This window comes from Tardiphaga sp. GW821-FHT12E02, from assembly GCF_058807155.1.
On the sequence record NZ_JBXAQK010000002.1, the window covers coordinates 107,579 to 132,096 of the forward strand.

A 24,518-nucleotide genomic window follows, 5' to 3' on the forward strand; every position below is an offset into this window, starting at 1 on the left:
GAACACGCCGGGGCCGCGAATGCGGCGGTTCAGTGGGTATTTGTCTTCTGCCACTTCTCCAGATCCGGCGCCGGCGTATCTGGCGACCCTGAGTCTGTCGTGTTCTGCGGGTTCTTCTCCCAGGGCTTGTCGCTCTGCGCCAGGCTGCCCTTGTCCTGCTCGGTACGGGGATCGGGTTTGACCTTATCACTCGGTGTGTTGTCTTCGACGTTCTTCACAGGCGTCTCCTTGATTTAAGGCTGGGCGAATAACCAGCTCCCGTATTGTCCGTTCCTCTTCAGAATGGAACGAGTCAGCCATGTGCCTCTTGTTTGTTCATGCAGCAGTCGACTTACCAGATGGCTCAGCTTTCCGTGCTCATGGAGCAGTCAGTGCAAGTCGCCTGGAACTATCTGGAGCGTTCTGGAGAAATTGACGACGCCTCGTCCTGCAGTTTTTCTCTCGAAAGCCGTTGAAGAAATGATTCGGCAGGGCGTGCGAAGTCGACTGCTGTTGTCGAACAGGGCGATTGACCGATACAAGCGCGCGACAGCGTCTCGGCCTCTGGAGGTTGCCTCCTGATGTCGATGGTGATGGGTTGCAAGCGTACGACAAAGCGGAAGCAGACGAGTATCGGATGGCTCAGGGATAAGTGGCTCGCAAGACGTGAGGCTGAAAAATGTTTGGACTGTTCGCCAATCGAGTTGGACCGGAGCCCCCGCCAGACAAAGACGATCCTGAAGGCTTGGTGCTGGGCCTCGTGACGCTGGGGCTATTGGCTATCAGCCTCCCTGCGCTGTTTCATATCATTGGCGCGTAGACGTATTGTCAGGGACGTGAATGCCGCGCAGAATCGCACAATGGTGGACAGACAGACAAGACCGACGATTAGAGGCGGAACTCGCCGCTTCGGTGGCTGTCGTCCTGGCAGCGGTCGCTATGGCGAGCCTGCGGTTCCTGTTCGAGACCCTGTAAGCCTCATCGGCCCGTGCAACGCTTTTGAACCAGGGCACGCGCAAACTTGCTCTCATCGATAAGGGGTAAACCAAGCGAAGCCTCTATCCTGGGCGCGTAAGTACGTGCTCGGCTTGGATCCCGGAACGTCGCTCGGCGTTGCCAGAATCTTCACAGACGGAGGTCTCGCTGCCCAGACAGTTCGGCTCGAAGGAACCATCGTCAGCCGTACGGTCGGCGTCGCCGGCATCGTTAAACGCGTCGCCGTCGATGTCCACATCGAAGAACTATTCTTCGGACAGTTCTCCAGCGTCAAAGCACTCTTTCCTATGCTTAGAGCTGCCATCCTCGCCTGCGAGCTGAAGGGGCTACCGCGGTCGGCAGTCCATCTCGCTCGAATGAAGACGAGCGCGACGGGGAAGGGTAACGCCAAGAACCTGAGATTCAGGCTGCTGCGAAAGCCCGCTTCGGGATCGCTCTGTAAGATGATGAAGCCGAAGCCGCAGACGGTAATCGACCGCGCACCGGCTACTTTCTTCACTGCGGCTCGGGCGGCTTTTCCCGCTCGTGACTCTCAGCTTCTGCAGCTGCGCATGCATCCCAACCGTGGCATTTGCTGCGATAGTACCAAGTGCCGACGGCCGCGGCCGAGAATACAAAGACTAAAGCGATGAACGTAAGCCATTTTCGACTGCTCATTTCAGCCACTGATCTTCTTCATCCGGGCTTCGGCTTCGCGCGCGAGCCGTTCCGCCTTAAGCCGTTCGCGATTATCGTCGAAAGCTTTCTTTTCCAAGGCCTGCCCTTCCAACGGCAGGGAATCCTTCTTCACAGGTTTAAAAACAGCTTCGGCGCGAGCGGCGTTTGTCATTCCTTCGGCAGACTTTTTCTTCACGGCTTTTCCTTTCGATCTTTCCCGCACGTCGCGGAATTCAACGGCAGCCAACCACGCCCTTTGTTACCCACCATTTAGCTGATGTCGGACTGACTAGATACTCGTGGCAAGCCAACGCCGGGCTCCATGGGCCGGCTTGCATCCATCTGCAAGGCTTGGTCTCCGCGCACAGTACAGTGCGCTTGTTGGCGGAACGTCCGCACTTTGAAAGTCTTTAGCATCAAACAATGGAGGGCCTGCCAATGAAGATTGAGAGACAAGGGACCGTCATTCCTGGAGCGAATGATGCGAACCGAACAAACGGAGACGAGCGCCAGGGAAGCCTCAATTTAGAGCCCGATCCAGCCGGCCTTCGCGATCTCGCAGCGCGTTTTCGAGAGGATGCGGCTATGGCAACGGGCAGCGGCGTGAAGAAGCACTTTATTAGATCCGCGGAAGAAGCCGAAAGCCGAGCAGAAGCAATAGAAGCATCGGCCCTCTGGAGCGCACCGGTCTTTCGATAAGGCCTTTGCGGGTAAATCATCTAGGAACTTCTAGAAGGCTATCGCTTTAACCGACGCGCTTGGCTTGGACGACGGGCGCGGGGAAGGTCCCGTTTCTTGCGCCCCCAGCCAGGAAGCGGGGCCGGCACCTCTACCGCTGCCGAGAGAAAGCCAAGGTATCGCGGCAACTGGCCTTCCAGTTCCGACAAGTCTCTCGCCGACGCGGATGCCTTTTCAATGCGAACGGAGTTCCGCGAAACCACGCAATAACATTCGAGGATCTCTCAGTACACACACATCTCACGGATCGTAACCGCGTGAGGGCAGCGTCCGCCCACCAGACCGCAAAAGAGCAGGAACGATGGCGGGCGGCCTATCGATTTGAGAGCCGAGATGTAGTCGATACTGTCGGCGGCGTGCGATGGCTCGATAACTGCTGCAGAGACTGGTGAGCGGTTAAAGCTCGTTCGCTATCAATAAATTATTACGCCTGTGGAACGAGCGTGCGACTGGAACATTGCACCGTCGATTTCCGAACCAATCCCGCCTTGCACCTTGACCCAGCGAGCATAACCATGGCCGACGAGCAAACTCCTTCCGTCACCGAGCAACTTTCGGACGTCGTCTCGACGGTTACCGAGGGCGTGAAATCTGCGGCAACAACCGTCAAGGAAACGATCGAGGAAGGACGTAAGCCCGGCAATTCTCTGGACACCTTGAGCAAGGTAGTGCGCCAAGCGCCACTCGCTGCTTTGATCGTCGCATTTCTGATCGGGAGAGCTTCGAAAAGGCGCTGGTGATGCTGGATGAGTTAAGCCGGAAGTTCGACCGGACAAAGCGCGCCGCTGGCTCCTATGTGCATGACCAAGTCGAACAGACGTGTGCGATCGCGGTTTCATACGCAATTGTTGCGGGCCTTTATTCAGCGGCAGCGATTTTTTCGATAGCTGCCCTTTTGGTCGGTGCAACGGCTGGTTTCCGATGGGTCGAGTTATACTACGGACTGTTCGAAGCGCTCGGTGCCTTGGCCGCTTTCCTTGTCGTTGCGGCTCTCATTTGCGCTATTTTGGCAATCTACCGACTGAAGCGACCAGCGAAGCCCATCGTGCCTCTCGCAAGTCGTCTGCGCGCCGCCGTAACCGCCGCGCCGTCGGCTGACAGAATCGGACCAGCGGCAACTATTGCATCACTATCGACGAAACCCCTGCGCAGTGCATCCGTGACGTCGGGTGTTGTCGTCGCGTCTTCTCTGATTTGTTGGGCGCTCATGCGCCGGCGGAATTCTGGGCACTCAGGCTAGGTCAGAACGTTGGGGGAGCTGAGTATGCATGTCGAACCCGCGCAGCAGGTGAACCGTATCAAAAGCGACCAGGAGCCCGCAGGGCTGGTCGCCACGGTGGCAAGCTCCATTCTAGCGGCAATGATCATTGCCGCGCTCTACTTTGGCCGGGAGATATTCGTTCCGGTAGCCTTGGCGATCCTTCTGACCTTCGTGCTGGCCCCTGCGGTCCAGGCTTTGCAACATGTTCGTGTTCCGCGCAGTGTGGCGGTTGTTGGTGTCGTGCTCTGTGCGTTCGCGTGCATCCTGGGGATGGCAAGCCTGTTCGCGGCGCAGCTGAGCGACCTTGCCGGCGAGCTTCCGAAGTACCAGACGACCGTGAGTCAAAAGCTCCATTCGGTGCGGGCCACGACAGCTGGGCGTGGCACGCTGGAGCGAGCTTCCGACATGCTCAAGGATCTGAGCAAGGAACTGGACAAGCCCGCACCTGCGACTGGCCCCCCTGGGCCAGCCTCTCTGACTCCATCTGGATCGGCGACGCCGGTCCCCGTCGAAGTGCGACAGCCAGACCCTAGCGCCTTGGAGAACCTACGGACGGTACTGTCGCCATTGGTTCACCCTTTGACGACCACCGGGATTATCATCATTTTTGTCATCTTCATCTTGATCCAGAGGGAAGACCTCCGCAATCGGCTGATCCGGCTGGCTGGGGCGCATGACCTGCAGCGAACGACGGCGGCACTCGACGACGCAGCCGCGCGTCTCAGTCGCTTGTTTCTCACGCAGATTGCCGTGAATGGCGCGTTCGGCATAGTGATCGGTGTCGGTCTATGGGCCATTGGCATTCCCAGTCCGATCCTGTGGGGCATCCTGGCGACGGTGTTGCGGTTCGTGCCTTACGTCGGCGCCGTGATTGCAGCGGCGTTTCCCCTGATTCTCGCCGTCGCCGTCGATCCTGGTTGGTCGCTTCTTCTTTGGACAGCAGCCCTGTTCTTAGTCGTGGAGCCACTGGTTGGCCACGTAATTGAACCACTGGTCTATGGACGCAGCACCGGCCTTTCGCCGGTTGCTGTCGTCGTCGCGGCGACCTTCTGGACCGCTTTATGGGGGCCGATTGGCCTTGTCCTCGCAACCCCGCTGACCGTTTGTCTCGTCGTTCTCGGCAGACATGTCGAGAAGCTGCAGTTTCTCGACGTCATGTTCGGCGACAGGCCGGCCCTGACTCCGCCTGAGATTTTCTATCAGCGCATGCTTGCCGCGGACCCCGAGGAGGCGGCGGAGAAGGCGGAGCAGTTCCTCAAAGAGAGCTCACTCGCGTCCTACTATGACCAGGTTGCGCTGCCTGGCCTGCGCTTGGCCCAGAACGACGCCGATCGTGGAGCGTTACATGCCGACCGTCAGGACAAACTACGCGATTCTGTCAATGAGTTCATTGCCGATTTGGCTAACATCGACGAGGAAGAAGAAGACCTAGTCCCGACGACGGATGCCGAGGCGGCCACAGCGGTTGATCGGACCAAGGAGGAGGCGAACATCGAGCGGATGCCGGTCCTCAAGCGAGACGATCTTGCGCGTGGTTGGGATGGACAGCATCCGGTGCTCTGTGTTGCTGGCCGCTCCATGCTTGACGAAGCCGCTGCCTCGGTAATGGCTCACTTGGCGACGACGCACGGGATCCCGGCGCGATCCGAACCATCCGAGGCTCTGACCAATACTAATATCGTCCGATTGCAGCCGGATGGTGTGCAGATGATCTGTCTGGTTCACATAAGCGACGAAGCAGCCTCCCGCACCCGTTTCGCGATCAGGCGCCTTAGACGCAGGATGCCAAAGGCCCGGATTGTCCTTTGTTGCTGGTCGGACCGCGTCGACGATGAGGCTGCGGAGCGGCACCGTATCGAGGCGAGGGCAGATCTCGCCGCTTCCTCTCCAAGCCGTACGCTGGCGACCATCCTAGAGGCAGCATCGGCCGAGCCGATCTCATTGCCTGCGCCCGAGCGCGCTACAATCGTCAAATAAGCGACGCTCAGGCATCAGTGCTACCACGGGACCATGTACGAGTGTGTCGCCTGAGGGCCGGTGGGTCTAGACTTTGGCCCCCCACAACGGCATCGTCTCGGGGCGGTGGCAAAACACCTCACGTGCAACGGTCGTGAAGATCAATAAGCAGATCAGCGATCTGGGTTTCGTCGGAAGTGATGCGGCAGGCAACGAAGAGGCGGAAGCTACGTTGCATCGTAACGGGGCGCAGCCAAGCAGGTACTGGGTGAGGTCCGGTCTGGTGGGAGGGCGGCGATTCTGACCCAACGGACACTTGGTCGAGGACACGCCGTACGCATCGTGATTCTATCGCCTTAAGGCGAGCCGAGCGAAAGAAAACGCGTGAAGATCGCAACCTTCAATGTCAACAATGTCAACAAGCGGCTTCCTAACCTGCTGGCTTGGCTGAATTCGTCAAAGCCCGACGTCGTCTGCCTGCAGGAGCTTAAGGCTTCGCAATCCGACTTTCCGGAAGGGGCACTGCGCAAAGCCGGCTATTCAGCGGAATGGGTCGGTCAGAAAACGTGGAATGGCGTCGCGATCCTCGCTCGGAAGTCCGAGATCGTCGTGACGCGACGGAGCCTTCCCGGCGATACGAAGGACGACCAGAGCCGCTACATCGAAGCCGCTGTCGATGGTGTACTCGTTGCCTGCATCTATGCGCCCAACGGAAATCCGCGGCCCGGACCCAAGTTCGACTACAAGCTGGCATGGCTCAAGCGGCTCAATGCGCATGCGAACAAGATCCTGAAATCGGGGGCGCCGGCAGTTATCGCCGGCGACTTTAACGTGGTCCCGACACCTTTCGACATCTACCCGACGAAGTCGTGGGACAAAGACGCGCTGGTTCAACCCGAAGGTCGGGCTCTGTTCGCAAGGCTTCTCAAGAAGGGATGGATGGACGCGCTGCGCGAGCAGCATCCTGGCGAGCCGATGTATACGTTCTGGTCTTACTGGAGAAACCGCTACGAACGAGATGCCGGCCTTCGCATTGATCACCTTCTTCTGAGTCCCAAGCTGGGCCGTAGACTCACCGCAGCCGGCGTCGATCGGAAGATTCGCGGCAAAGCAGATCCGAGCGACCACGCACCGGTGTGGATCACGCTTGCATGAGGCGGATCGCCCGGCATGGCCGCAGCGATGCGGCCCCGGCTTTGGGGTGCCAGATTTACGGAGTAGTCTCTTCAAAACTTGCCATCAAGCCCGGTATCTCATGTGGCAACTCTCTTGCGAGTGCTCCGACATTTCCAAGCTTGAGGCCTAGTCGTCTGCCCGCTTCACCATGGAGATACACGGCCCAGAGCGCCGCAAGCGTCGTCCGTTCAGTGCCCCGAGCAAGTAGGCCGCCGAGGATTCCTGCGAGGACGTCTCCTGAGCCGGATGTCGCCAGGGCAATCGAACCGAATGAGGCGCGCCAGATATCCTCTCCGACGATGAATGTGTCCGCGCCTTTCATCACGACCACACAACGCGACAGAGCCGCTGCTTGCTTGGCGGCTTCAAGCGGAGCCTGTTCGACCGCGGCCCGTTCGATGCCGAGAAAACGGGCCATCTCGCCCGCGTGCGGTGTGATGATCGCTCTGGACGTTCCAGCGCCATTGCAAAATTCGGACGCGGTCAAGCAAGTCAGCGCGGCGGCGTCCATAACGATGCGCGAGTTGCCCTTCTTCGCAAGCAGCGAGGTGACGAGCGGACGCACCGCGTCCTCTTCCATCATGCCCGGACCGACCACAATAGCATCGGCTCCCTCGGCAAGAGCCAAGATGTCATCTGAATTGGACGCGCTGATTTCGCCCTGCGGTGTCTCCGTGAAACCGACCACCATGGCCTCGGGCAAGGCCACGCCGATATGAGGCGCGACCGATGCGCTCGCTGCGATCTGCAGGATTCCAGCTCCGGCCCGTAATGCAGATACGCCTGCCAAGATCGCTGCCCCGGGAACACGCGCATTCCCTGAGATGATGAGCACGCGGCCGCGGGCTTCCTTGCCGGCTCCGTTCTCATGAACCGGAAGCGGATTGGCGCGCAGATGCTCTTCGGTAAGCTCAAGACAGGAGTTCATCGAGCGGCACCGTTGTCGTCGGGCTCATCGGTAATAGGCGCTCCTTCGCGCTCTAGGGGCGCTACAAAATTATATCTGACTAAGCGCATCGACTCTTCGCCGCCGATCCCCGGGGCGAACTCGGTAATCGAGCAGTTAGCGACGTCGCCTTCCTCATCGATCGAGAGAATTGTCTTCTCGTCCATCGTCTCCAGCAGGTATCGCAGACAGAGGACGACGACCTGATGCGCTACGATCAGCACCCGTTCCCCTGCGTAGTGTAAATTGACGGAGTCGAGAACGCTCCGAAGCCGTAGGACGACATCGGCCCAGCTCTCGCCGGCAGGTGGCCTATAGTAGAACTTCCCGATCAGCGCGCGCCGCGCGGCCTCTTCGGGGTAGCGTTGCTCGATGCCGGTTCTCGTTAGGCGATCCAGAATTCCGAATTCCTTTTCTCGAAGTCTTTCATCATGAGAGATTTTCAGGATCCGATTGTCGGACTCGGTCATCCGGATGACGATCTCGGCCGTCTGTTGCGCCCGAAGATAAGGAGAACTCAGTACGACACTAGGCCTCTCTTCAACCGGCAGGTCGGCGAACCAGCGCCCCAAAGCCTCGGCTTGCCGCACACCAAGTTTGCTGAGAGGCACATCGACGTCGCGCGAATCAATCGCGATGTCGGCACGGCCGGCGGCATGTGCCGCATCGCGTGCGACGTTTCCGGAACTTTCGCCGTGGCGGACTATCCAAAGCCTGACCGGCCATCGCTGTTTGGCGTCTTGAGGCTGGTTCCGATGTACCGGCATTTCCACTGCATGTCCCTTGGCAGGCGCTCGTTGGGTTAAGGCGAATATATAAGGGTCGCCTCAACTACGATTACGTTTCGTCGCGTCGATATCTCTCCGCTACGATCTTGTCGCCCTCGCGCACTGCCGCCTTGTTACGGCGATGATACTGATTCACGCCATAGATCAAGGCGCACAGCAGCAGGATCGCTCCGATGCCATAAAGTAACTCTTGGCCCATCATGTTTTCCTAGTTGGTTTTCCCGCCGAGGGCTGTCCCGTTGCCGGCTTCGTTGCCGGGGGAAGTCACGCGGACCTCATGACCTTGTCGGATGGCCAGCGAGGCCGCTGCCACCGCGGATTCGAAGGCAGCTTCCTTTGTTTCGTACTTGCCCTCGAGATTTCCGTCGTGGGAAATGCTCCACTCCGATCCGTTTGCGACTACATCGTAAGCTGCCAGTCCCATAAAGCCTCCTCCTATTCATCCAATCTGGATCCAAGCGGGGTCGGATAATGCTATCGTGGCCTGATCTGTCTCAGGCGCAATTGGCCACCGATGGCTTAGATCCGCGCTGTTTGCACGATCATGTCGCAAGAAGACATTCTGGCGAGGCGAGCGTTCTGCCTCGCCAGCAAGATTACCGTTATTTCTTCTTGCTCAGGTTCTGCGCCATCTCGAGGTGATGCTGCAGGTGGGGCAGAGTCTTGCCTGCCCACTCCTTCAGCTTCGCATCATCGCCGCCCTTGGCGTAACGCTCGAAGAGGGACACAGCATCCTTATGCGCGCTGACCTGCATCGATGCATAGTCGCCGGTGAAGTCATCCTTCTTGGCATCCTTGAGCTTGTCGACCTTCTTCTGGTGGGTATCGTCAAGAGCCGCCGGTATGTCGGCCTTCACGCCGCCGGTTACGAGCGCCTTTAGCTCGGTTGAGGTTTTGGTGTGGTCGGTGATCATCTGGGCGGCAAAGGCCTTCGCGTCAGCATCGCCACGCTCCTGCGCGATCTTCGCTGTTGCGATTTCGGTTAAGTCGCTGAGCGCGGCCTCTTTTACGAAGTCGGCGGTACTGGGGGCCACGCCGAGCACGGAATTCACACCGGTTTTCTCGCCGACCGATTGGGCGGATACAGCGGAGCTGAGCGCGAGCGATAGGGCGGCAGCCGCTGCGAGCAATGTTTTGTTCATGGGAGCGTTCCTCGGTAAATCCCAACACGTGTTGGCAACCGAGAATGTCCAGTCGAGCGGCATGTTCCGCTAAAATGGGAAAAACGGGCCCGTTGGAATGGCGGTGGCGGGCATGCCGAGGTGGTCCATCTTGTGGACGAGACCTGCTGGTTGAAGTCGCTGGCAGCCGTGCGGCGGCTGCCAGCAACTTTCAAATAGCGACGTCGGCTAAGCGACGGCGTTTCTCCCACGCCGTCTGCCCGACCGCACGGGTCTTACGGAGGGTTCTGGGGATGGCCGATTGCGCTGGACAGGGCGGTGTGCCGTCGCCATCATCCAGCATCTTCAACGCGTTGATGATGTCGCCTATCCTCACCTGCGTAGCTGATCCCGGAATCTGGCGAAGCCATGGTTTACCCTCGACGGCGAACGCGTCGGATGCCCAGGTCGCCAATATGCACCGCTTCTGCAAGGTGTCGAGGAAGGGATTCGCCAGGACTTCGCGGGGATGCGTGAACGTGCTGGCGAGTAGAGAGTTTGCATGGATCTCGTTCACTGAGCTGACAAATGATGTCATGCTGGCCTCCTAACTCCTTTCGATAAGGCTCAATGAGCCGCTGCGGCGTGAGTACGCCACAGCAGCAATGACGACTGATCAAGCCGCCTTGGACGTCAGCTGCTCGACGTTGGGCCGAGCCGATGTCGCGATCTCGATCTTGCGCGGCTTCTTGGCTTCCGGCACCTCGCGCAGCAGGCTGATCCGAAGCAGCCCGTTCTCGAAGTGGGCTCCGGTCACCTGCACGTGGTCGTCTAGATTGAACTGTCGCTTGAAAGCGCGGCCGGAGATGCCCTGGTAAAGAAAGTCGCGTTTCTGCTCTTCCCGGCGTCCTTCCACCGTCAGCACGTTATGCTCGGCAGTCACCGACACGTTGTCCGTAGTGTAACCGGCAAGAGCGAGCGTGATCTGGTAACGATCATCACCAACGCGCTCGATATTGTACATGGGAAAAGCATCCTCGTTGCCGCGCTGGGCGGAATTCACGAGGTCGAAGAGGCGATCGAAGCCGATGCTTGAACGCCACAGCGGGGCGAAGTCATGATTGGTCATAGCCAAATCCTCCAATGAGCAAGATGGGTATGAACGGACGTCGGACGCTGCCGGCGCCCGCCTCGCGCCAAGCCCTAATGGCGCCTGGCGTTTTCAAAAATAGCCAAGCCCCCCGGCAGGTTTCAAGTGGCTTCAAAAAATTTTTTAACTGTAGTTCTGGCTGGAAACGGCCTTACGGGAAGCGGACTCGGCAGGGAGCGGACGCGCGGGGGCTGAAAGGGCGTGAATTCCCTTACCAAGGAGCTCGGGGCGAGGGTACCAACTCGTCCGGCCACATCAATGGTGGCATCAACGGCGCTGGCTGGGGAGTTAATAGGAAGCTTTCGAACAGCTACAGAAACTTGAGCACAGCACCGGCGGTTCGGTTTACAGCGATTTCGATGGCGGCGGTGTGCCACTCTTCGTGAACCCATCAGCGAGACAAACCGGATACTTTTGGCGCATCTCGCTGTTGCGTTGTCCAGATGGTCAGGCTGCTTCAGCATTCACCGCGGTCAGAGCCAGTTTGGAAAGCGCGTCGTCGGTCTTTTTTTCCTCCGCCAGCGTCTGATCGAGAAGCTTGACTGCGTCCTTAAGACCGAGGGTCTGCGCCCAAGTGCGCAGCGTACCGTAGCGTGATATCTCGTAGTGCTCGACAGCTTGCGCAGCAGCCAGCAAGCCAGGATCGAGCGCCGTCGTATCGGCATACTCCTCCATGATTTCCTTGCCTTCGTCGAGAATGCCCTCGATGGCGTCGCACTTCTTGCCGCGAGCGGCCTTGCCGAGGCTTTCAAAGATCTGTTCAAGCCGCTCGATCTGCACTTCCGTTTCGCCATGATGCTTTTCGAAGGCAGCTCGCAACTGGTCCGAGGATGAAGCCTTTGCCATTTTCGGCAGCGCTTTGTAGATCTGCTTTTCGGCGTAGTAGATGTCCTTGAGAGTATCGAGGAAGAGATCGTTGAGGTCTTTATCTGCCATTTTGGCCTCCCATCATTGTCGCGCCGCTTAAACCCGAACGCAGACGAGTAGTTCCAAAGGAGATCCGGGCGACAGCGGTGACGACATGGCGCAGCGCCGGTGCACTTGAGTTCGGTAGAGCAGGCGCAAGCTAGGGCAGTGGCCGAAATGTCAGTTCAACACCCAGATCCTAAAGTTCAACGCTGCCGCAAAGCAGATCCAGACGATGTACGGCACAAGCAAGGCGCCCGGCCTCCAATCCACTTGGAACGACATGACGATCGTGAATGTCAGTGTCACAAGGAGCAGGGAGATGATGACTAGACCACCAAGTAGATTGTGCCTTCCAAAGAATACGGGCGACCAGATCGCGTTGAGAAGGAGCTGAGCGGCAAATCCGATCAAGGCGGCGGACTTGGCCGGCGAGGGAGGCGCAAGCCACAGCAGCCAGGCCGATACCGCCATAAGAAGATAGAGAACCGGCCAGACGATCGGAAACGCAATTCTCGGAGGCGTCCATGGTGGCTTGGTAAGGCTCGCGTACCAGGTCGGGATCTCAGGAGTTGTGACTTTGGCTCCGAGCGCGGCTGCTGCGAAGCAGATGACAAGCAGGGTGACCAGGACTGCAATGGAATTGACGTTGAACACGTTTCCTCCGGTTCATTTCGGACCGTTAGGGCTCGCTACAGATGGTGCCAGTCAGGTCGCGTTGCGTGCCCGATTGGTATGACCACCTGCGCCATTTTTCTGGTCGAATGTGACGACGCTGATGTCGCCGCTGCTTTCCAGACAAGCCAATTTGACTTTTTTCAGCTCATCTACGCCCTGCGTCCTCAACAGGGCCTGAAGCTCCTCTTCGGTCACAAGCTCTTTGCGCATGTTCCGGCGGAGCATCTTGCCGTTTTCGATTAGTTTCACCTGCGGTGACGAGATCATGAACTGAAGTCGCGGGAAACGAAACGCGATCCATTGCAATCCATAGCTCCAGCACATCACGGTGGAGATCAAAATTGCCGCCTCCGTGACGGTTTCATTGCGCCCCAACGCATCGGTTGTCGATTCCACGATGAGAACGACGACGAGAAGGTCGGGGATCCCGACGGCTCCCGCCTGACGATTGAGAAAGAACCGGAGCACGAAGAACAATAGGAAGTAGATCAACGTGCCGCGGAGGATGACCTCGGCGATCGAACTCTGCGGGACGAAAACGGCGGTCCAGTCGATCACCTTGCTACCTGCCGTAAAATATAGGTTGCAAGTCTGTAGCCACACTCTGATTGCATAGGTGGAGATCCGTTGGTGGATAGAGATTGCGGTTGTCGACGTCCGTCTTGCGGGAACACTCGACTACGGCATCTCGTACCTCCGGCGTCGCTAAGTCGCGCTGGCTACCGGTTGTCAGGCCGGGCCGGCATGGGTGCATACTCCGCAAAGTAGGCGCCATGTGCTCAGGCGATCTGCGTGGGGTGCGGCGGGTGAGCCGTCTTCGGATGACGATCGTGCAGGAACACCGCGAGGGAGTTCGCGATGAGGCCAGCGTCTACGGCGGCGGCGAACAGCCGCTCCTGCGCGTCGCGGGGAAGGTCCGGCCATTCGCTCAGGGCCGCGCGCCCCAGCAGTAACGCGAAGCCGTCGTGCTCCGTCGTCGCGGCTGCATTCGAGACGCTCGTATCGACGCCCGATGGGCGTCCTAATTCTACCGAGCGGTAGCCTGAAGGGAGAACCGGCGCGTTGCCGTTCGCCTGGCGCGAGCCTTCGTCAGCAAGGGCGCCATCACCCACGATCTCCGCGACCAGACGCTTGGTCGTTCCAATCACGGTGTCTTTCGCGTTCATGGCCGTCTCTCCTTGGTCGCTCTTGGCGCTGCGGGCCTGTCTCCACATCTCGACGGAGCAACCGGCCGAGGACACACCTGTTCCATGTTCAAATGCGCGGCGGATCCAAAGAGCACCTCAGGATGTTTCGCTCGGCAACTTCCGGTCCGGATCTGAGACGTTTCGGTCCTAGCTTCGCGTCGGCCTGCCTCGGATTGTTTCCCGGTTACCGTGCTCCTTCCTGCCCTTCAACGGAGCATGGTGTCTCTAAGGTGCGTCCGAGGCGGGCGCCTCTACGGGTGGTATGGCCATCCAGACCTTCGGACCGCGGATCAATGCGCGGGGACCTTCGTTGTCGCAGATCAGCCATTCGGTCTCATCCCACACCACCAGGCAGGGAAATGATTGGGGCAGCTGCTGCTTGTTGCCGCGTATCCAGGTCCCGCCAGCGACGATAATCCGCTCGTCATTTTTCGGTGCAGTCCTGATGGGTTGCCAATCTTGCGTCATGTAGAGGTCCTTGAGTGTGGCTGGACATCCGAGAGCACATCTCGTCGAGAGCGCATCGACAACTCAGATGGGCAGATCGAGTTGCGGCGGCCCGTCGATCTCCTGCCGGAGCGACGACAGCAATACACCGAGGAGTCGGACCGCCTTCGGCAGCGGCATCGTAGCGTCGAGTAGGTTGACAGCTAGGGTCGCGAGGTTGTTGCGGCTTTCGAGGAGTGATGGGACCGATCGGCTTCGCGACATGATCTCGAAGTCGGCGAACTTGACTTTCAGGGTCACCGTCCGTCCGCGGCAGTGGCGCCAGACCTTATCGACCAACAGCGAAGCTCAGCGACCAAGGCGTCGAAGTCCATGAGGTCGTCGGAAAAAGTGTTCTCGGCGCCGACCGACTTCCAGATCCGGTTGGCACGGACCGGCCGCTCGTCGATGCCGCGCGAGCTCCAGTAGTAGTAGGTCCCGGCCTTTCCGAAGTGCGCCTCAAGAAACGTCTGTGTCTGGTTGCGGATATCGAGGCCGGTGCGGATGCCGAGCGCATTGAACCGAGTAGCCGTCGCCGGGCCGATGACATGGAATTTACCAACGGGGAGGTCTTCAACGAATGCCGGTCCCGTCTGGAGGAACAACGTACTGCCAGTTCGGCTTGCGATGGTCGGAGGCGAGCTTCGCGAGGAACTTGCGGGCTGCCACCGAAAGGGCTTCGCACGCGGGATATCTACGTCCCCGACCTGCATATCGACGACCTGAGGCTGAAACCCAGGAATCTCCGATAAGTATGGAGCGTCTTGAAGTCGTCTTCGGCAGATCAACCCGCCGCCAGATCGAGTGACGCATCAATGCCTGCGACGTGCGGCAGCGACATCAATCCGGGCTTGGCGAAATGATAGCCTTGAAACAAGGTGATCCCCGCAGCTCGCAGGACGGTCAGTTCGGCCTCGTTCTCCACGCCTTCCGCAAGAACGACGATATCGAGCGCGTTCGCGATGTGAACGAGGCCGGCAACGATCGCCTGCTTGGCGTTGCTCAGGTGGATGTCGCGCAGCAATTCCATATCGATTTTGATGAGGTCAGGTTGCAACTGCGCAAGCAGGCCGAGACCGGCATAACCCGCCCCGAAGTCATCGAGAGCCGTGATGAAACCAAGTTTCCGGTAGGCGGCGACAATCCGCTTCACATGCTCTATATCGGTCATCTTCTCGTTCTCAGTGAACTCGAACATGAGATTCTTGTGCGGAAAGTCGGCGCGCTGAGCTGCCGCCAACGACTTTTGAATGCATGCACTTGGCTCGTACACAGCGTTGGGCATGAAGTTGATGGAAAGCTTGACGTCGTCGCGGCCGAAAAGTCGGCCGGCGGTTTCGATCGCCAACACGCGGGCGGCTTGGTCGAACCGATATCGGTTCTCTTCCGTCACTTGATTGAGGATGGAATGTGCGGACTCGCCATTGGCGCCGCGGACCAGGGCTTCGTAGCCCCAGACCCGATTTTCGGTGACGTCGACGATCGGCTGAAAAGCCATCTTGAACTCAAACGGGAGCGGAACGTCATCCCGGCATCCCTGACAACCGTTAATGCCCATCGAAAATCCTCACATGTCTCGGCAGCAACGTACCTACCCGTAATTTCGCGATCGTTAATTACACATGCGCGCATGGGACGCTCCAAAACGTCGAGTGACAGCATCTGCAGTCGTGGCCTTTCGCTTTTTCGCGAGGTCCATCCCATTCGGCATCGTCCCGATCGAGGCGCGCAACGATCGCGAGAATAGACAATGAGTGAAAGCGTCACGCAGGTGATCGTCGCGAACAACCTAATTTCTGCCACGGCCAGCCAAAGCACAGGCGCTTCCTGATGCCTTCTTGGCTGAGGGCGTCGCACTCTTCTGAACGTCTGATCATCTGTCTTTCGAACGCAATGTTGCGGTCGGCAGAAGCTTATGACGCGAAACTTGCAGAAGCGATTCACGCCCACGAACCGGCAACGCTCTATCGTCGAGACCGTCCACGCTGGTGAACAGCTAATTAAATCGTAAACACGTACAGAAGCTAAACCTCGGATTAAGGGGAGCGCCCTACGTTCGCAGGGCATTAACCAACAAGGCATTCGCTCAAAAATGAAGATTAGCACGTTGTTGACGGTCGCCGTCGTGTCGCTCTCGGTAGTCGGGGGAAGCGTTGCCCTCTACGTCGCCGGCACGAAGTACGCCACTCTCGACCGGGTGCACGAAGCGGAAGGGCGCCTGGCGATCGTTCGTGCCGTCGGCGACATTCCACGTTACCTGAATTCTGAGCGTGGCTTTGCCACTAATCTTCTATACGGGCCGTCGACCATCGATCCGAAAGCGAAAGCGGATCTGATCGAGATACCGCAAGCAGACGGACGGCGCGCGCGCCAAGATGCTGGAACTTCGTAAGGGGCTTCCGGGTCCGTTCGTTGACGGCGCGCGTATCGCGACAGAGATCGACGCCTTGAACGCCAAATTCGTGACGTTGCGGGAGGCCGTAGACAAGGCGATGGACGGCCCGGCCGACGCCCGCAAGGATGCCGGCCGCAAGATCGTGGCGGACAACGCCGTGTTCAACAACGCTGTCACCTCCCTACTCGACGAGCAGGTCCGTAGGATCGCAAAGCTTGACGGCGATGCTTACCGCCAGGCCAGTCTGGCGAACATCTCCTGGACGCTACGAGACGTCGGCGGTCTGAACGCGAGCCTGCATAAGAACGTCGTCGGGTCCGGGCGGCCGGCGACGGATGCGGAGCGGATGGAGCTCAGCCGGGTCCAGGGCCGTTCGGATCAGATACTGGCGTCTCTGCAGGCGCTGCGCGGTGTCGCGACGACGCCGGCCAACGTGTCCGCCGCCCTCGAGAAGATGAATGCGGCCTACGTCGATCGGTTCGGCAAGGAACTGAAGATGGTGAAGGACGGCGCGGCGACGGGCAAGTTCGAGCACGACGTCGACACGTATTATGCCGAGTCCCAGAGAGGCCTCGGCGCGATCATCGACGTCCGGGATGCTTTCTACGCGAATGCGGAGCAGGTGCTTGAAGAGGCGCGCTCGTCTGCCGGCTTCGGCCTAATGCTGGCCCTTTGTGGTCTCGCGATTCTTGCCGCGGCGGATGTCGCCGTCGTCGTGATGGTGCGGCGACGCATCTGCAGGCCCATCGTGGACCTCACCGCGCGCATGTCCCGACTGGCCGGTGGCGATTTCGCCGGCGACATCCCGAGCGTCGGTCGAAAGGACGAGATCGGGGCCATGGCGGCGGCAGTCGAGGTCTTCAAGAAAAGCATGATGGACGCCGCAAGGCTGGCAGCCGACAAGGCGGCCGATGGCGAGACCAAGCAAGCGCGGGCCAAGGCGTTGGAGGACCTCACTTTGACGTTTGAGGGCGCGGTCCAAGAGCTCGTGGGCGGCTTGTCGCGAGCCTCATACGCCATGGAGGATACCGCCCGATCCATGGAGGCGACCGCGAAGACCGCGGGCGATCAGGCCGTGGTTGTCGCCGGCGCCTCCGATCAGACGTCGGGCAACGTCCAGTCGGTCGCGAGCGCCTGTCGTCGTCGATCACCGAGATCGGGCGCCAGGTTGCTCAGTCGGCGGACATCGCGGCACGCGCGGTCGAGAATGCCCGCCGGACCGGCGAAACGGCGCTGTCCCTCGCCGATGGCGCGAAACGGATCGGCGACGTGGTGACGCTGATCCACAGCATCGCGGCGCAGACAAACCTTTTGGCGTTGAACGCCACCATCGAGGCGGCCCGTGCAGGCGAAGCGGGTAGGGGCTTCGCGGTCGTCGCATCGGAGGTGAAGTCGCTGACGGAGCAGACGGCGAAGGCGACGACGGAGATCGCGGAGCAGGTGACGTCGATCCAGTCGGCCAGCAATCAGACGGTCTCGGCCATCCGGGACGTCGCCGACGTGATCGGCGAGATAGATCAAATCAGCGCGGCGATCGCGGCAGCGATCGAGGAGCAGGGGTCCGCGACGATGTAGATTTCCCGCAGCGTCCAGGATGCTGCCCGAGGCACCCGGGAGGTGAGCACGAATATCGAAGGCGTTCGTCGGGCAGTGGACGATTCCGGCGCGGCGGTGGGCCACGTTTTGAACGCCGCGGAAGACCTGTCGCGGCAGTCCAGGGATCTTACCGACCAGGTCAATCAATTTTTGTCGGCGGTGCGGGCGGCCTAGAGCAGGTCATAGCCGGTGGTTCCGATCGAGCAGACGCCAGATCGCGTCACCGACTTCGCTAGGTGCCCTGAGACGGCGCGATGACCGGTAGCACAGGACCGTCAGGCTCTTCCGTAGCACCGTAGGACGATGGCAGGAGAGGCACGGAGTAGCTATCTTGGTCGCCGAGCTTGGGCGTCAGGAGCGCTCTTTTCAAGGAGGCTGCGCCGTGCCAAAACGCCGGTATTGCGCAGTCGTTTTCCAAAACATTCAATGATTGACCGCCTATTTAAATCGTTCGGGCTGCGGTTCGAGGATTCCGCCGAGGAACGGCGGTTCGTAAGTGAGTACATCGTGGGCAATGTGGGCTGGACCCAGATTGCGATGGTCCTCGGGGCGTTCACCTACGCCGGCTACACATTCTGGGACTGGGTGCTGTATCCGGAAGTGGTGCCAACCACCCTCGCGATCCGCGGCGGCACGGCGATCCTGTTCCTGCTGCCAATGACACTGCTTCTATCGACGCCGGCCCGGAGGTGGGCAGAACCTATCTATCTCCTGTACTGCGTGGTGCCCGGCTGCATCCTGCCGACGGTCTATCTCGTCCTGCCGTCCGGCTTCACGTTCGCGTCGGCCGGCATGATCATCATCATTCTGTTCGTCTCTACGATGCTGCCATTGCGTGTCGGATCGTTGTCCGTGTTCTGCATAAGCAGCTGGATCGCGTTCGCAGTGGCAGAACATTTCGCACCTGATATGTCTCCGGGCCTGAGCTTCATCAACCACTTCCTGATAGGCAACTCCTACGCGCTATCGTTGTACGCCGTTGGCGCGCGCGAGTTCAGGGCGCGGCGCCAGTTCCAGACCTCCGAAGCATTGCAGGCAGAGAAGGAACGGTCGGAAGATTCGCTGAGGGAGCTCCGAGCGACGCAGGCTCAGCTCGTACAGGCGGAGAAGCTGGCCTCGCTTGGCCAGCTCGTTGCCGGGGTCGGCCACGAAGTCAGCACCCCGCTCGGTCTCGCTGTCACCACATCGACGGCTATGCGCGGCGATATCGCGGAATTGCGGAAGGTCCTGACCGGCGGTCCGGTACGCCGCTCCGATCTGACGAAGGGGATCGACCGCATCGAGGAAGGCATTCGGCTCACGTGGGACAATCTCAATCGCGCGTCTGAGATGGTCCATAGCTTCAAGCAGGTCGCGGTCGATCAGACTTCCGCCGAGCGTCGACGCTTCGAGCTGAGCACTTGGCTTGCCGAACTGGAAATGAAGATTCGGCCTCTTCTACGCCGCCAAGGCGTAACGGTCGAAGTCGAATGCCCTCCCGACATCCAAATCGATGGTTATCCCGGCGCCTTGGGACAGGTCTTGAGCATCCTCGCGTTCAACGCTGCGGCCCATGCCTATCCCGACGCGAAAAGCGGTGTATTGAACATGACCGTTACCCGGCCCAAGGACGGGCGTATCGAGATCGCGTGCTGGGACACAGGTGTGGGCATTGCGGCCGACATCGCCGCCCGGGTCTTCGATCCTTTCTTCACAACCCGCCGCGAACGGGGCAATGCAGGTCTCGGTCTGCATGTCGCCTTCAACGTCGTCGTATCCACGCTCGGCGGAACGATCGCGGTTGATACCGCTCAGCGAAGTGGTGCGCGATTCGTCCTGAATCTTCCGATCGCGCATCCGGACGGCACGGTGCCTGCGTTCTAGAAAGCGTATCGTTCGGTTCGCGTTCTAGGATGCGTTACCGTGTGTCGAACCGATCGACCATATAGCGTCCAAGACAAGCGAAAGCCCGCCGGGGGACGGACGGGGCTATGGCCGACACAGCTTGTTCGGAGTGCACGGTCGAACTGCCTGGCTCCTCACATGCCCTGATGTTATCGCAGCCTGCCTCTGTTGCGATGCTGAGAAGGGACGCCGTGGGATTAGTTCTCCACCGCTCGGGCGAGGTTTAGGCACAATCCTGATGGTCCAACAGAGGACGTTGGCGTTTGATGGGGCTTCGGCGAGCTGCCGCAGAGGTTCTATGCAAGAGAACAGAAAAGGGGCCGCGATCACGCAGCCCCTTCCCGTAGACTCGCTGAACCAGGCGCAAGGCCGGCCGTACGGGGTTACTTACCGGTCGGCGCCAGCGAGGTGACAGCGCTTAGCATGAGACACTGGACCACCTCCTTTCATTGTTGATGATAACCAGCATATAGGCGGTCGCTGTCAAATGGGAAGACCGGCAGGCGCTCCTGACTTCCAATAATCCCGGTTATGAATGTCAAACCTAGCAGAAGGACCGCGGATCTTCAGTGAGGGCTTTTTCGAGATCGGCTGCCTGCCGTTCGTAGTTGCGAGCTGCTGTCAAAAGATGATCTCGCGTATCGTTCGAGGTCGAGGCGATAGCCAGCCGGCGGGCTTGGTCCGCTCGACGTCGGAGATCGGAGATCGCGGCGCGCATGGTGTCGTTCCTCTGATGGAAAGATGTCGCACAAGTTCGACCGCATGTGGCAACAACTCGGCAGTTGGTGCAATCGCTGCGATCTTAATTCAGGAAACTCTCACCGTATAATTTCCGCATTCACGTTACGCGATCGATGGCCCAAACCCAGACCCCACCTTACCTTCGATGTGGAGCTGCAAGCCATCGGCCCCGCTGTGGCCTGCCCGAGAAGGCGGTGCGGTACACCCTAGGAGTCCCGAAGTGCCCGTTCATCGATCTGCACCGGCAAAGCAGGCCGAAGGCTGGCTGAACAGCGAACTTATTCGTCCAGAACGCTGATCATGGCGCGACGGTTATTTACGCTCCCGTGGCAGCCCGAAGAAATTGATCGCGTGCGGGAATTGGGACACGGCGGCGTGACCGTTACGCGTGCGGCCGCGGCACTCAAGCGATCCGCCAGATCCTTTAAAAGAAAGCCGTTGAGATCGGCATCCTGCTGGTGAGCGTGCGAGCACTAACGCCGCGCTGCGGGAGGCGGACGATTGGCTCAGTGATTACGGAACTATAGGCAGGTTGAGTGCATTGTCCGGCGCTCAGGGCGGATGTACCCCTGACGATGCAAGGCCTCGGTCGAATACCGGGGCCTTTTCTTATGGGAGGGGCTGATGGAAAACTTAGCAGAATTGAAGAAGCTTGCGCAGATCGCGCGTGAGTTGGCCGCCACTGCCTTCGATTGTGGTGCTCGCGAGAGGTTCATGGCAGCAGCGGCCGAGTATGAGGAGCGAGCGAGGCTCGGCCTCCAAATTCACGTCGCGCCAAGCTTGATGCCCGCTACGTCCGGAAGAAAACGAACCAAACCACGGCCATTGCTGCGAGCGCGAGAGCTACGCTTACGACCAAAAGCGTTAAGACTGAAGGTCCTCGCTCGCCTTGGCGGGCTGCAGTCGCGGTCTCGACGATCCGTCCATCTTCTTTTTGTGGCATGGGTTTTCCGATCTGAGTGAGCCGGCTTGGCATGGCTGCCGGGCTTAGGCCTCGCCCTTTAGCTGGGGGCTGGAAAGAGCGGGACCGGCCCCGCGCCAACGGTCTCGCCGGATCGCCGGTGCGCAGACTAAATTGCTGGTGCCTACCTAGTTTCCTCAAGCCAATGCGATCTCGTCTTGGAACGACGGCAGTGGTTGCCCATTGGGCTCCCAAAGGAGACTTCCATGGCGAACGACATGCACACCGACGGCCGCGACACCCGCAGCGGCGCGTACGACGCGGTAACTCCCGTTAAACAGCAGCCGACCGACCATGCCGCGCATCCTAACGCTGAAGGACACGTGGATATTCCTGAGGGCCTGCTGCGCGACCGCCAGGGACCGCTGAACGCCCGCACGGGACGCAAAGCCACTGTTTAGCGGAGAGCGCAATGCTTGAAGAGCAGATCGTCGAGGCCATCAAGGTTGAGCTGGAACGGCAAGCTGCCGACAAACCGGCGGATTTGTCGATCGACACGACCAAGGGTTTCCGCGTGGACGGCGTTATCGACCTCGATTCCCTCGCTATGGCGATTGCCGGAAGTGTCGCTGGTGGCCCATGAAGTGGAAACAGACCCTGTCAGGCTTCGCCAATTGGCCGATCGGGCCAAGAGGCTTGCTGGTGGCGTCCATGACCCGGAGACAAAGTCTCGTTTGACGGAAGCGGCTGCCGAATATGAGCAGCGGGCCAAAGAGATCGAGATGGACGAGGGGACCGGTCAATAACCCTGTAGGGCTCTGCGTGCCTATTTGCCTATTTCTAATATGGGTTATGGAAATGGCCTTTAGCGCAAGGATACTGTGCCTTATCACCGCCCGGCCTTTGGCATCTATCGGTGGCTGAGAGTGCGTTCGCTCCCGTCGTAAACACAGGAGCACGCCATGCCCAAGTACAGAGCTATACCGTCGGGCACGACGGCCACTTCACCGCTTCCGAGATCATCGAAGCCGAAGACGACAAGCGCGTCATTAGGATCGCCGAGAAGCTCGTCGACGGGCACGACGTCGAACTTTGGATCTGGACCGGAAAATCAAAATGCTAAAAAGGGCCTGAATGATGGCGCACATCACCAACAGAAGCTGGACCGACGCTGACATCACTCGACTGAGGAATTAGCGGCGCAAGGGGCTTCCCTTGCCCGCGCGTCTGCGGCGTTGAATCGCCGGATGGCCAGCGTCACTAAAAAGGCACGTCTGCACGGGCTGCAATTTGCCGGGACGCGGCAATTGAAAGCCAAGATCCGCGCGCTTGATCCAGAGGCAGCGTTCTCTGCCCGGGGCTAATTGCCTTGCCACAACGCGTCCCAGCCGCTGGGGCGTGGGGCACAACTGAAACCCTGAAGAGCTCCCAAGACTCGCAGCCCCGCCGCTGCTGTCAGTTACAGTTGCAGGCGCACCCCCGCTGGCAATCGTTGGATGGTTTCTGGCAACGTTCGGCTAGTTTACCGATAAGGTCGAACGAGGCTGAGCGACCATGCTGATCCACGCACCACAGTGCTTGAAATGTAGCACACGAATGAATCTGCTACGGATATCTCCGCGGCCTGCTGGATTTGAGGTCCGCACGTTCGAATGTCCGCGCTGCGAACGTGTCATTGAGCATTTGAACCGATCGGATCCTGGCGGAATCGCCCCGTAGTGACTGCGCTGAGCAATCTCTCATCTGGACTGAGTTCTATAACCGCTTTACGCTTCCCCTCGGCTTTCCATGGAGGGGATCATATGGCGGGACAGCTCAAGGTCGGTTCAATTTGCGAGAGGCTTGAGCTTTTAGCTAGAGCAAAGGGACTGCAGTCCCTTTCCATGTGGCTAAAGCTGGCGGCCAGCGATGCATATTTCCACGACCTTCAAGCCGACACCCAACATGAGAGCCGGATTGGTATTTGGGACTGGGACATCACAAACAATCTCGATCACGCAAATCCTATCACAGCAGAGTTCTTCGGGATGACGCCAGACAACGCCGCTCTTGGGCTACCCGTAGAAGACTACATCAAGTCTGTGCACCAAGAGGATGTCCCGCAGTTTCTAGAAGAGCTCAAGCGCTCCACTGCTCCCGGCGAAACGTTTGCCCTTGACTTCCGTGTCATCGCGAACAATCGGCTTCGTGGGCTTAGCGGCCTTTGTTCCGCCGATGCAAGCGGTCGGCCAGTTAGGATGATGGGATCTCTGGTAGACATTACCAGCGAACGCCGGAACAGCAATGTGGTCTCTATGCGAAAATAGACCGTCAGAGCTTTTCCGCTTATCTTCCGACAGTCGCGGAACGGCTAGGCTGGCTTTGGGCGGCTTAGCGTGGTCAAATAACTCGCCGGTGTGTCGCCCAACTCATGCTGGCGGTCCCGGCGCGCCGTCCCTCCAGAATGCCCTGGCGCGTCGGGCTTCAATTATCGTTTGCCCGCGGACGATGCATGGCCATGAACTCGTCGTTTTCGGCCAAAGCGATCCACTGCAGCGCTTGCTTCACAAGCTCTGTCTGCTCCTGGATATCAATTGTCTCATCAGATACGCGAGCTAGTTCCGCCGCCCGCTTCCGATAGCGCCAAGACTGGGCTGTGGGTTTGTGCTGTGCGTCCATTTTCCCTCGCAGGATCGTCCGCACATACTCTAAACATCTGCCGTCATAAATAGACATTGGACACGATGCTGTTCCGTAATTGCATGACAGGTTCACCGTGTCGTCACAACAAGCATCTGGCCATGCGGGCATTTAGACCTCTTTTACGCCACCCTCCGTATTACGAATGTGCGCCGCGTGGGTTTCAAGATGTTTCCAGCGCGATGTAGGTATAGGCCCGCCATCCCTGCGGCATTTCGCTGGCGTAGTCGTGCCTCGGAATAGATGCCCGGCCGCTTCGGTCCCGCTGCAGACGTAGCAACTCCGCCGCCGAGTGAACCGCGAAGGCTCTGACCACTC

General features: G+C 59.3%; 23 protein-coding genes and 2 pseudogenes. 8 read left to right on the plus strand and 17 right to left on the minus strand.

What is annotated here, in order from left to right; genetic code table 11:
- Window positions 1-29: 29 nt before the first annotated feature.
- Both AC1RQ5_RS27990 and AC1RQ5_RS27995 read right to left on the minus strand, forming a co-directional pair.
- On the minus strand, window positions 30-218 hold the full coding sequence (locus tag AC1RQ5_RS27990) for a hypothetical protein (protein ID WP_493203862.1): 189 nt from the start codon (window positions 216-218) through the stop codon (window positions 30-32).
- Window positions 219-1,633: 1,415 nt separating this feature from the next.
- Window positions 1,634-1,828 (minus strand): hypothetical protein, encoded by a 195-nt coding sequence (locus AC1RQ5_RS27995; RefSeq protein WP_493203863.1) that lies wholly within the window; start codon window positions 1,826-1,828, stop codon window positions 1,634-1,636.
- A 1,057-nt stretch (window positions 1,829-2,885) separates the two neighbouring features.
- On the opposite strand from AC1RQ5_RS27995, the gene AC1RQ5_RS28000 reads away from it, so the two are divergent.
- The 3 genes from AC1RQ5_RS28000 to xth all read left to right on the plus strand — a co-directional run bounded on the left by AC1RQ5_RS28000 (window position 2,886) and on the right by xth (window position 6,742).
- Window positions 2,886-3,110 (plus strand): hypothetical protein, encoded by a 225-nt coding sequence (locus tag AC1RQ5_RS28000; RefSeq protein WP_493203865.1) that lies wholly within the window; start codon window positions 2,886-2,888, stop codon window positions 3,108-3,110.
- A gap of 524 nt (window positions 3,111-3,634) precedes the next feature.
- Window positions 3,635-5,608 carry an AI-2E family transporter gene (locus tag AC1RQ5_RS28005; RefSeq protein WP_493203867.1) on the plus strand — a complete coding sequence of 658 codons (1,974 nt, stop codon included), beginning with the start codon at window positions 3,635-3,637 and terminating at the stop codon, window positions 5,606-5,608.
- 363 nt (window positions 5,609-5,971) lie between these two features.
- Window positions 5,972-6,742 carry an exodeoxyribonuclease III gene (gene xth, locus AC1RQ5_RS28010; RefSeq protein ID WP_493203869.1) on the plus strand — a complete coding sequence of 257 codons (771 nt, stop codon included), beginning with the start codon at window positions 5,972-5,974 and terminating at the stop codon, window positions 6,740-6,742.
- A 55-nt stretch (window positions 6,743-6,797) separates the two neighbouring features.
- On the opposite strand, the gene AC1RQ5_RS28015 is transcribed toward xth, so the two are convergent.
- The 14 genes and pseudogenes from AC1RQ5_RS28015 to AC1RQ5_RS28080 form a co-directional block, all read right to left on the minus strand.
- The gene (locus AC1RQ5_RS28015) at window positions 6,798-7,691 is read right to left on the minus strand and encodes an NAD(P)H-hydrate dehydratase (RefSeq protein WP_493203871.1); all 894 of its coding nucleotides are present in this window, start codon (window positions 7,689-7,691) and stop codon (window positions 6,798-6,800) included.
- Window positions 7,688-8,476, minus strand: a complete 789-nt coding sequence (locus AC1RQ5_RS28020) for a histidine phosphatase family protein (protein WP_493204522.1) — start codon at window positions 8,474-8,476, stop codon at window positions 7,688-7,690. Before AC1RQ5_RS28020 ends, AC1RQ5_RS28015 begins: the two co-directional genes overlap by 4 nt.
- Window positions 8,477-8,546: 70 nt before the next feature.
- Window positions 8,547-8,696: a hypothetical protein gene (locus tag AC1RQ5_RS28025; RefSeq protein WP_493203873.1), complete on the minus strand. Its 150-nt coding sequence runs from the start codon at window positions 8,694-8,696 to the stop codon at window positions 8,547-8,549.
- A 9-nt stretch (window positions 8,697-8,705) separates the two neighbouring features.
- The gene (locus tag AC1RQ5_RS28030; RefSeq protein ID WP_493203875.1) at window positions 8,706-8,921 is read right to left on the minus strand and encodes a hypothetical protein; all 216 of its coding nucleotides are present in this window, start codon (window positions 8,919-8,921) and stop codon (window positions 8,706-8,708) included.
- A 178-nt stretch (window positions 8,922-9,099) separates the two neighbouring features.
- On the minus strand, window positions 9,100-9,639 hold the full coding sequence (locus tag AC1RQ5_RS28035; protein ID WP_493203877.1) for a DUF4142 domain-containing protein: 540 nt from the start codon (window positions 9,637-9,639) through the stop codon (window positions 9,100-9,102).
- Between the two features lie 190 nt (window positions 9,640-9,829).
- Window positions 9,830-10,195 (minus strand): hypothetical protein, encoded by a 366-nt coding sequence (locus tag AC1RQ5_RS28040; protein ID WP_493203879.1) that lies wholly within the window; start codon window positions 10,193-10,195, stop codon window positions 9,830-9,832.
- Window positions 10,196-10,273: 78 nt separating this feature from the next.
- On the minus strand, window positions 10,274-10,726 hold the full coding sequence (locus tag AC1RQ5_RS28045; RefSeq protein ID WP_493203881.1) for an Hsp20 family protein: 453 nt from the start codon (window positions 10,724-10,726) through the stop codon (window positions 10,274-10,276).
- A 468-nt stretch (window positions 10,727-11,194) separates the two neighbouring features.
- On the minus strand, window positions 11,195-11,683 hold the full coding sequence (locus AC1RQ5_RS28050) for a YciE/YciF ferroxidase family protein (RefSeq protein WP_493203883.1): 489 nt from the start codon (window positions 11,681-11,683) through the stop codon (window positions 11,195-11,197).
- A 150-nt stretch (window positions 11,684-11,833) separates the two neighbouring features.
- A complete protein-coding gene (locus AC1RQ5_RS28055; protein ID WP_493203885.1) occupies window positions 11,834-12,310 on the minus strand; it encodes a TspO/MBR family protein in 477 nt (158 codons plus the stop codon).
- 51 nt (window positions 12,311-12,361) lie between these two features.
- Window positions 12,362-12,889, minus strand: a complete 528-nt coding sequence (locus AC1RQ5_RS28060; protein WP_493203887.1) for a DUF421 domain-containing protein — start codon at window positions 12,887-12,889, stop codon at window positions 12,362-12,364.
- Between the two features lie 221 nt (window positions 12,890-13,110).
- Window positions 13,111-13,497, minus strand: a complete 387-nt coding sequence (locus tag AC1RQ5_RS28065) for a hypothetical protein (RefSeq protein ID WP_493203889.1) — start codon at window positions 13,495-13,497, stop codon at window positions 13,111-13,113.
- 246 nt (window positions 13,498-13,743) lie between these two features.
- The gene (locus AC1RQ5_RS28070) at window positions 13,744-13,986 is read right to left on the minus strand and encodes a hypothetical protein (protein WP_493203891.1); all 243 of its coding nucleotides are present in this window, start codon (window positions 13,984-13,986) and stop codon (window positions 13,744-13,746) included.
- Window positions 13,987-14,049: 63 nt separating this feature from the next.
- A pseudogene (locus tag AC1RQ5_RS28075) lies at window positions 14,050-14,673 on the minus strand (DinB/UmuC family translesion DNA polymerase); the annotation flags it as partial.
- 115 nt (window positions 14,674-14,788) lie between these two features.
- Complete coding sequence (locus tag AC1RQ5_RS28080; RefSeq protein WP_493203892.1) at window positions 14,789-15,502, minus strand: EAL domain-containing protein; 714 nt, start codon at window positions 15,500-15,502, stop codon at window positions 14,789-14,791.
- 594 nt (window positions 15,503-16,096) lie between these two features.
- Between AC1RQ5_RS28080 and AC1RQ5_RS28085 the strand changes: the two are divergent.
- The 5 genes and pseudogenes from AC1RQ5_RS28085 to AC1RQ5_RS28105 all read left to right on the plus strand — a co-directional run bounded on the left by AC1RQ5_RS28085 (window position 16,097) and on the right by AC1RQ5_RS28105 (window position 23,827).
- A pseudogene (locus tag AC1RQ5_RS28085) lies at window positions 16,097-18,169 on the plus strand (methyl-accepting chemotaxis protein).
- A 252-nt stretch (window positions 18,170-18,421) separates the two neighbouring features.
- Entirely contained in the window at window positions 18,422-19,858 is a 1,437-nt protein-coding gene (locus tag AC1RQ5_RS28090; RefSeq protein WP_493203894.1) for a sensor histidine kinase, read from the plus strand.
- A 1,929-nt stretch (window positions 19,859-21,787) separates the two neighbouring features.
- A complete protein-coding gene (locus AC1RQ5_RS28095) occupies window positions 21,788-21,982 on the plus strand; it encodes a hypothetical protein (protein ID WP_493203895.1) in 195 nt (64 codons plus the stop codon).
- An 11-nt stretch (window positions 21,983-21,993) separates the two neighbouring features.
- Window positions 21,994-22,164, plus strand: coding sequence for a hypothetical protein (locus AC1RQ5_RS28100; RefSeq protein ID WP_493203897.1), 171 nt, complete (start codon window positions 21,994-21,996; stop codon window positions 22,162-22,164).
- 1,159 nt (window positions 22,165-23,323) lie between these two features.
- Entirely contained in the window at window positions 23,324-23,827 is a 504-nt protein-coding gene (locus AC1RQ5_RS28105) for a hypothetical protein (RefSeq protein WP_493203898.1), read from the plus strand.
- A 157-nt stretch (window positions 23,828-23,984) separates the two neighbouring features.
- Here AC1RQ5_RS28105 and AC1RQ5_RS28110 read toward each other — a convergent pair whose 3' ends face one another.
- The gene (locus tag AC1RQ5_RS28110; protein WP_493203900.1) at window positions 23,985-24,179 is read right to left on the minus strand and encodes a hypothetical protein; all 195 of its coding nucleotides are present in this window, start codon (window positions 24,177-24,179) and stop codon (window positions 23,985-23,987) included.
- Window positions 24,180-24,518 lie beyond the last annotated feature (339 nt).

Coding starts and splice junctions, on each gene's coding strand:
- AC1RQ5_RS28000 (WP_493203865.1), top strand. CDS start 2,886: ATGGCCGACGAGCAAACTCCTTCCGTCACCGAGCAACTTTCGGACGTC.
- AC1RQ5_RS28020 (WP_493204522.1), bottom strand. CDS start 8,476: ATGCCGGTACATCGGAACCAGCCTCAAGACGCCAAACAGCGATGGCCG.
- AC1RQ5_RS28090 (WP_493203894.1), top strand. CDS start 18,422: ATGATTGACCGCCTATTTAAATCGTTCGGGCTGCGGTTCGAGGATTCC.
- AC1RQ5_RS28095 (WP_493203895.1), top strand. CDS start 21,788: ATGGCGAACGACATGCACACCGACGGCCGCGACACCCGCAGCGGCGCG.
- AC1RQ5_RS28050 (WP_493203883.1), bottom strand. CDS start 11,683: ATGGCAGATAAAGACCTCAACGATCTCTTCCTCGATACTCTCAAGGAC.
- AC1RQ5_RS28070 (WP_493203891.1), bottom strand. CDS start 13,986: ATGACGCAAGATTGGCAACCCATCAGGACTGCACCGAAAAATGACGAG.
- AC1RQ5_RS28030 (WP_493203875.1), bottom strand. CDS start 8,921: ATGGGACTGGCAGCTTACGATGTAGTCGCAAACGGATCGGAGTGGAGC.
- AC1RQ5_RS28065 (WP_493203889.1), bottom strand. CDS start 13,497: ATGAACGCGAAAGACACCGTGATTGGAACGACCAAGCGTCTGGTCGCG.
- AC1RQ5_RS28005 (WP_493203867.1), top strand. CDS start 3,635: ATGCATGTCGAACCCGCGCAGCAGGTGAACCGTATCAAAAGCGACCAG.
- AC1RQ5_RS28040 (WP_493203879.1), bottom strand. CDS start 10,195: ATGACATCATTTGTCAGCTCAGTGAACGAGATCCATGCAAACTCTCTA.
- AC1RQ5_RS28100 (WP_493203897.1), top strand. CDS start 21,994: ATGCTTGAAGAGCAGATCGTCGAGGCCATCAAGGTTGAGCTGGAACGG.
- AC1RQ5_RS28015 (WP_493203871.1), bottom strand. CDS start 7,691: ATGAACTCCTGTCTTGAGCTTACCGAAGAGCATCTGCGCGCCAATCCG.
- AC1RQ5_RS28110 (WP_493203900.1), bottom strand. CDS start 24,179: ATGGACGCACAGCACAAACCCACAGCCCAGTCTTGGCGCTATCGGAAG.
- AC1RQ5_RS28025 (WP_493203873.1), bottom strand. CDS start 8,696: ATGGGCCAAGAGTTACTTTATGGCATCGGAGCGATCCTGCTGCTGTGC.
- AC1RQ5_RS28080 (WP_493203892.1), bottom strand. CDS start 15,502: ATGGCTTTTCAGCCGATCGTCGACGTCACCGAAAATCGGGTCTGGGGC.
- AC1RQ5_RS28045 (WP_493203881.1), bottom strand. CDS start 10,726: ATGACCAATCATGACTTCGCCCCGCTGTGGCGTTCAAGCATCGGCTTC.
- AC1RQ5_RS28035 (WP_493203877.1), bottom strand. CDS start 9,639: ATGAACAAAACATTGCTCGCAGCGGCTGCCGCCCTATCGCTCGCGCTC.
- AC1RQ5_RS28105 (WP_493203898.1), top strand. CDS start 23,324: ATGGCGGGACAGCTCAAGGTCGGTTCAATTTGCGAGAGGCTTGAGCTT.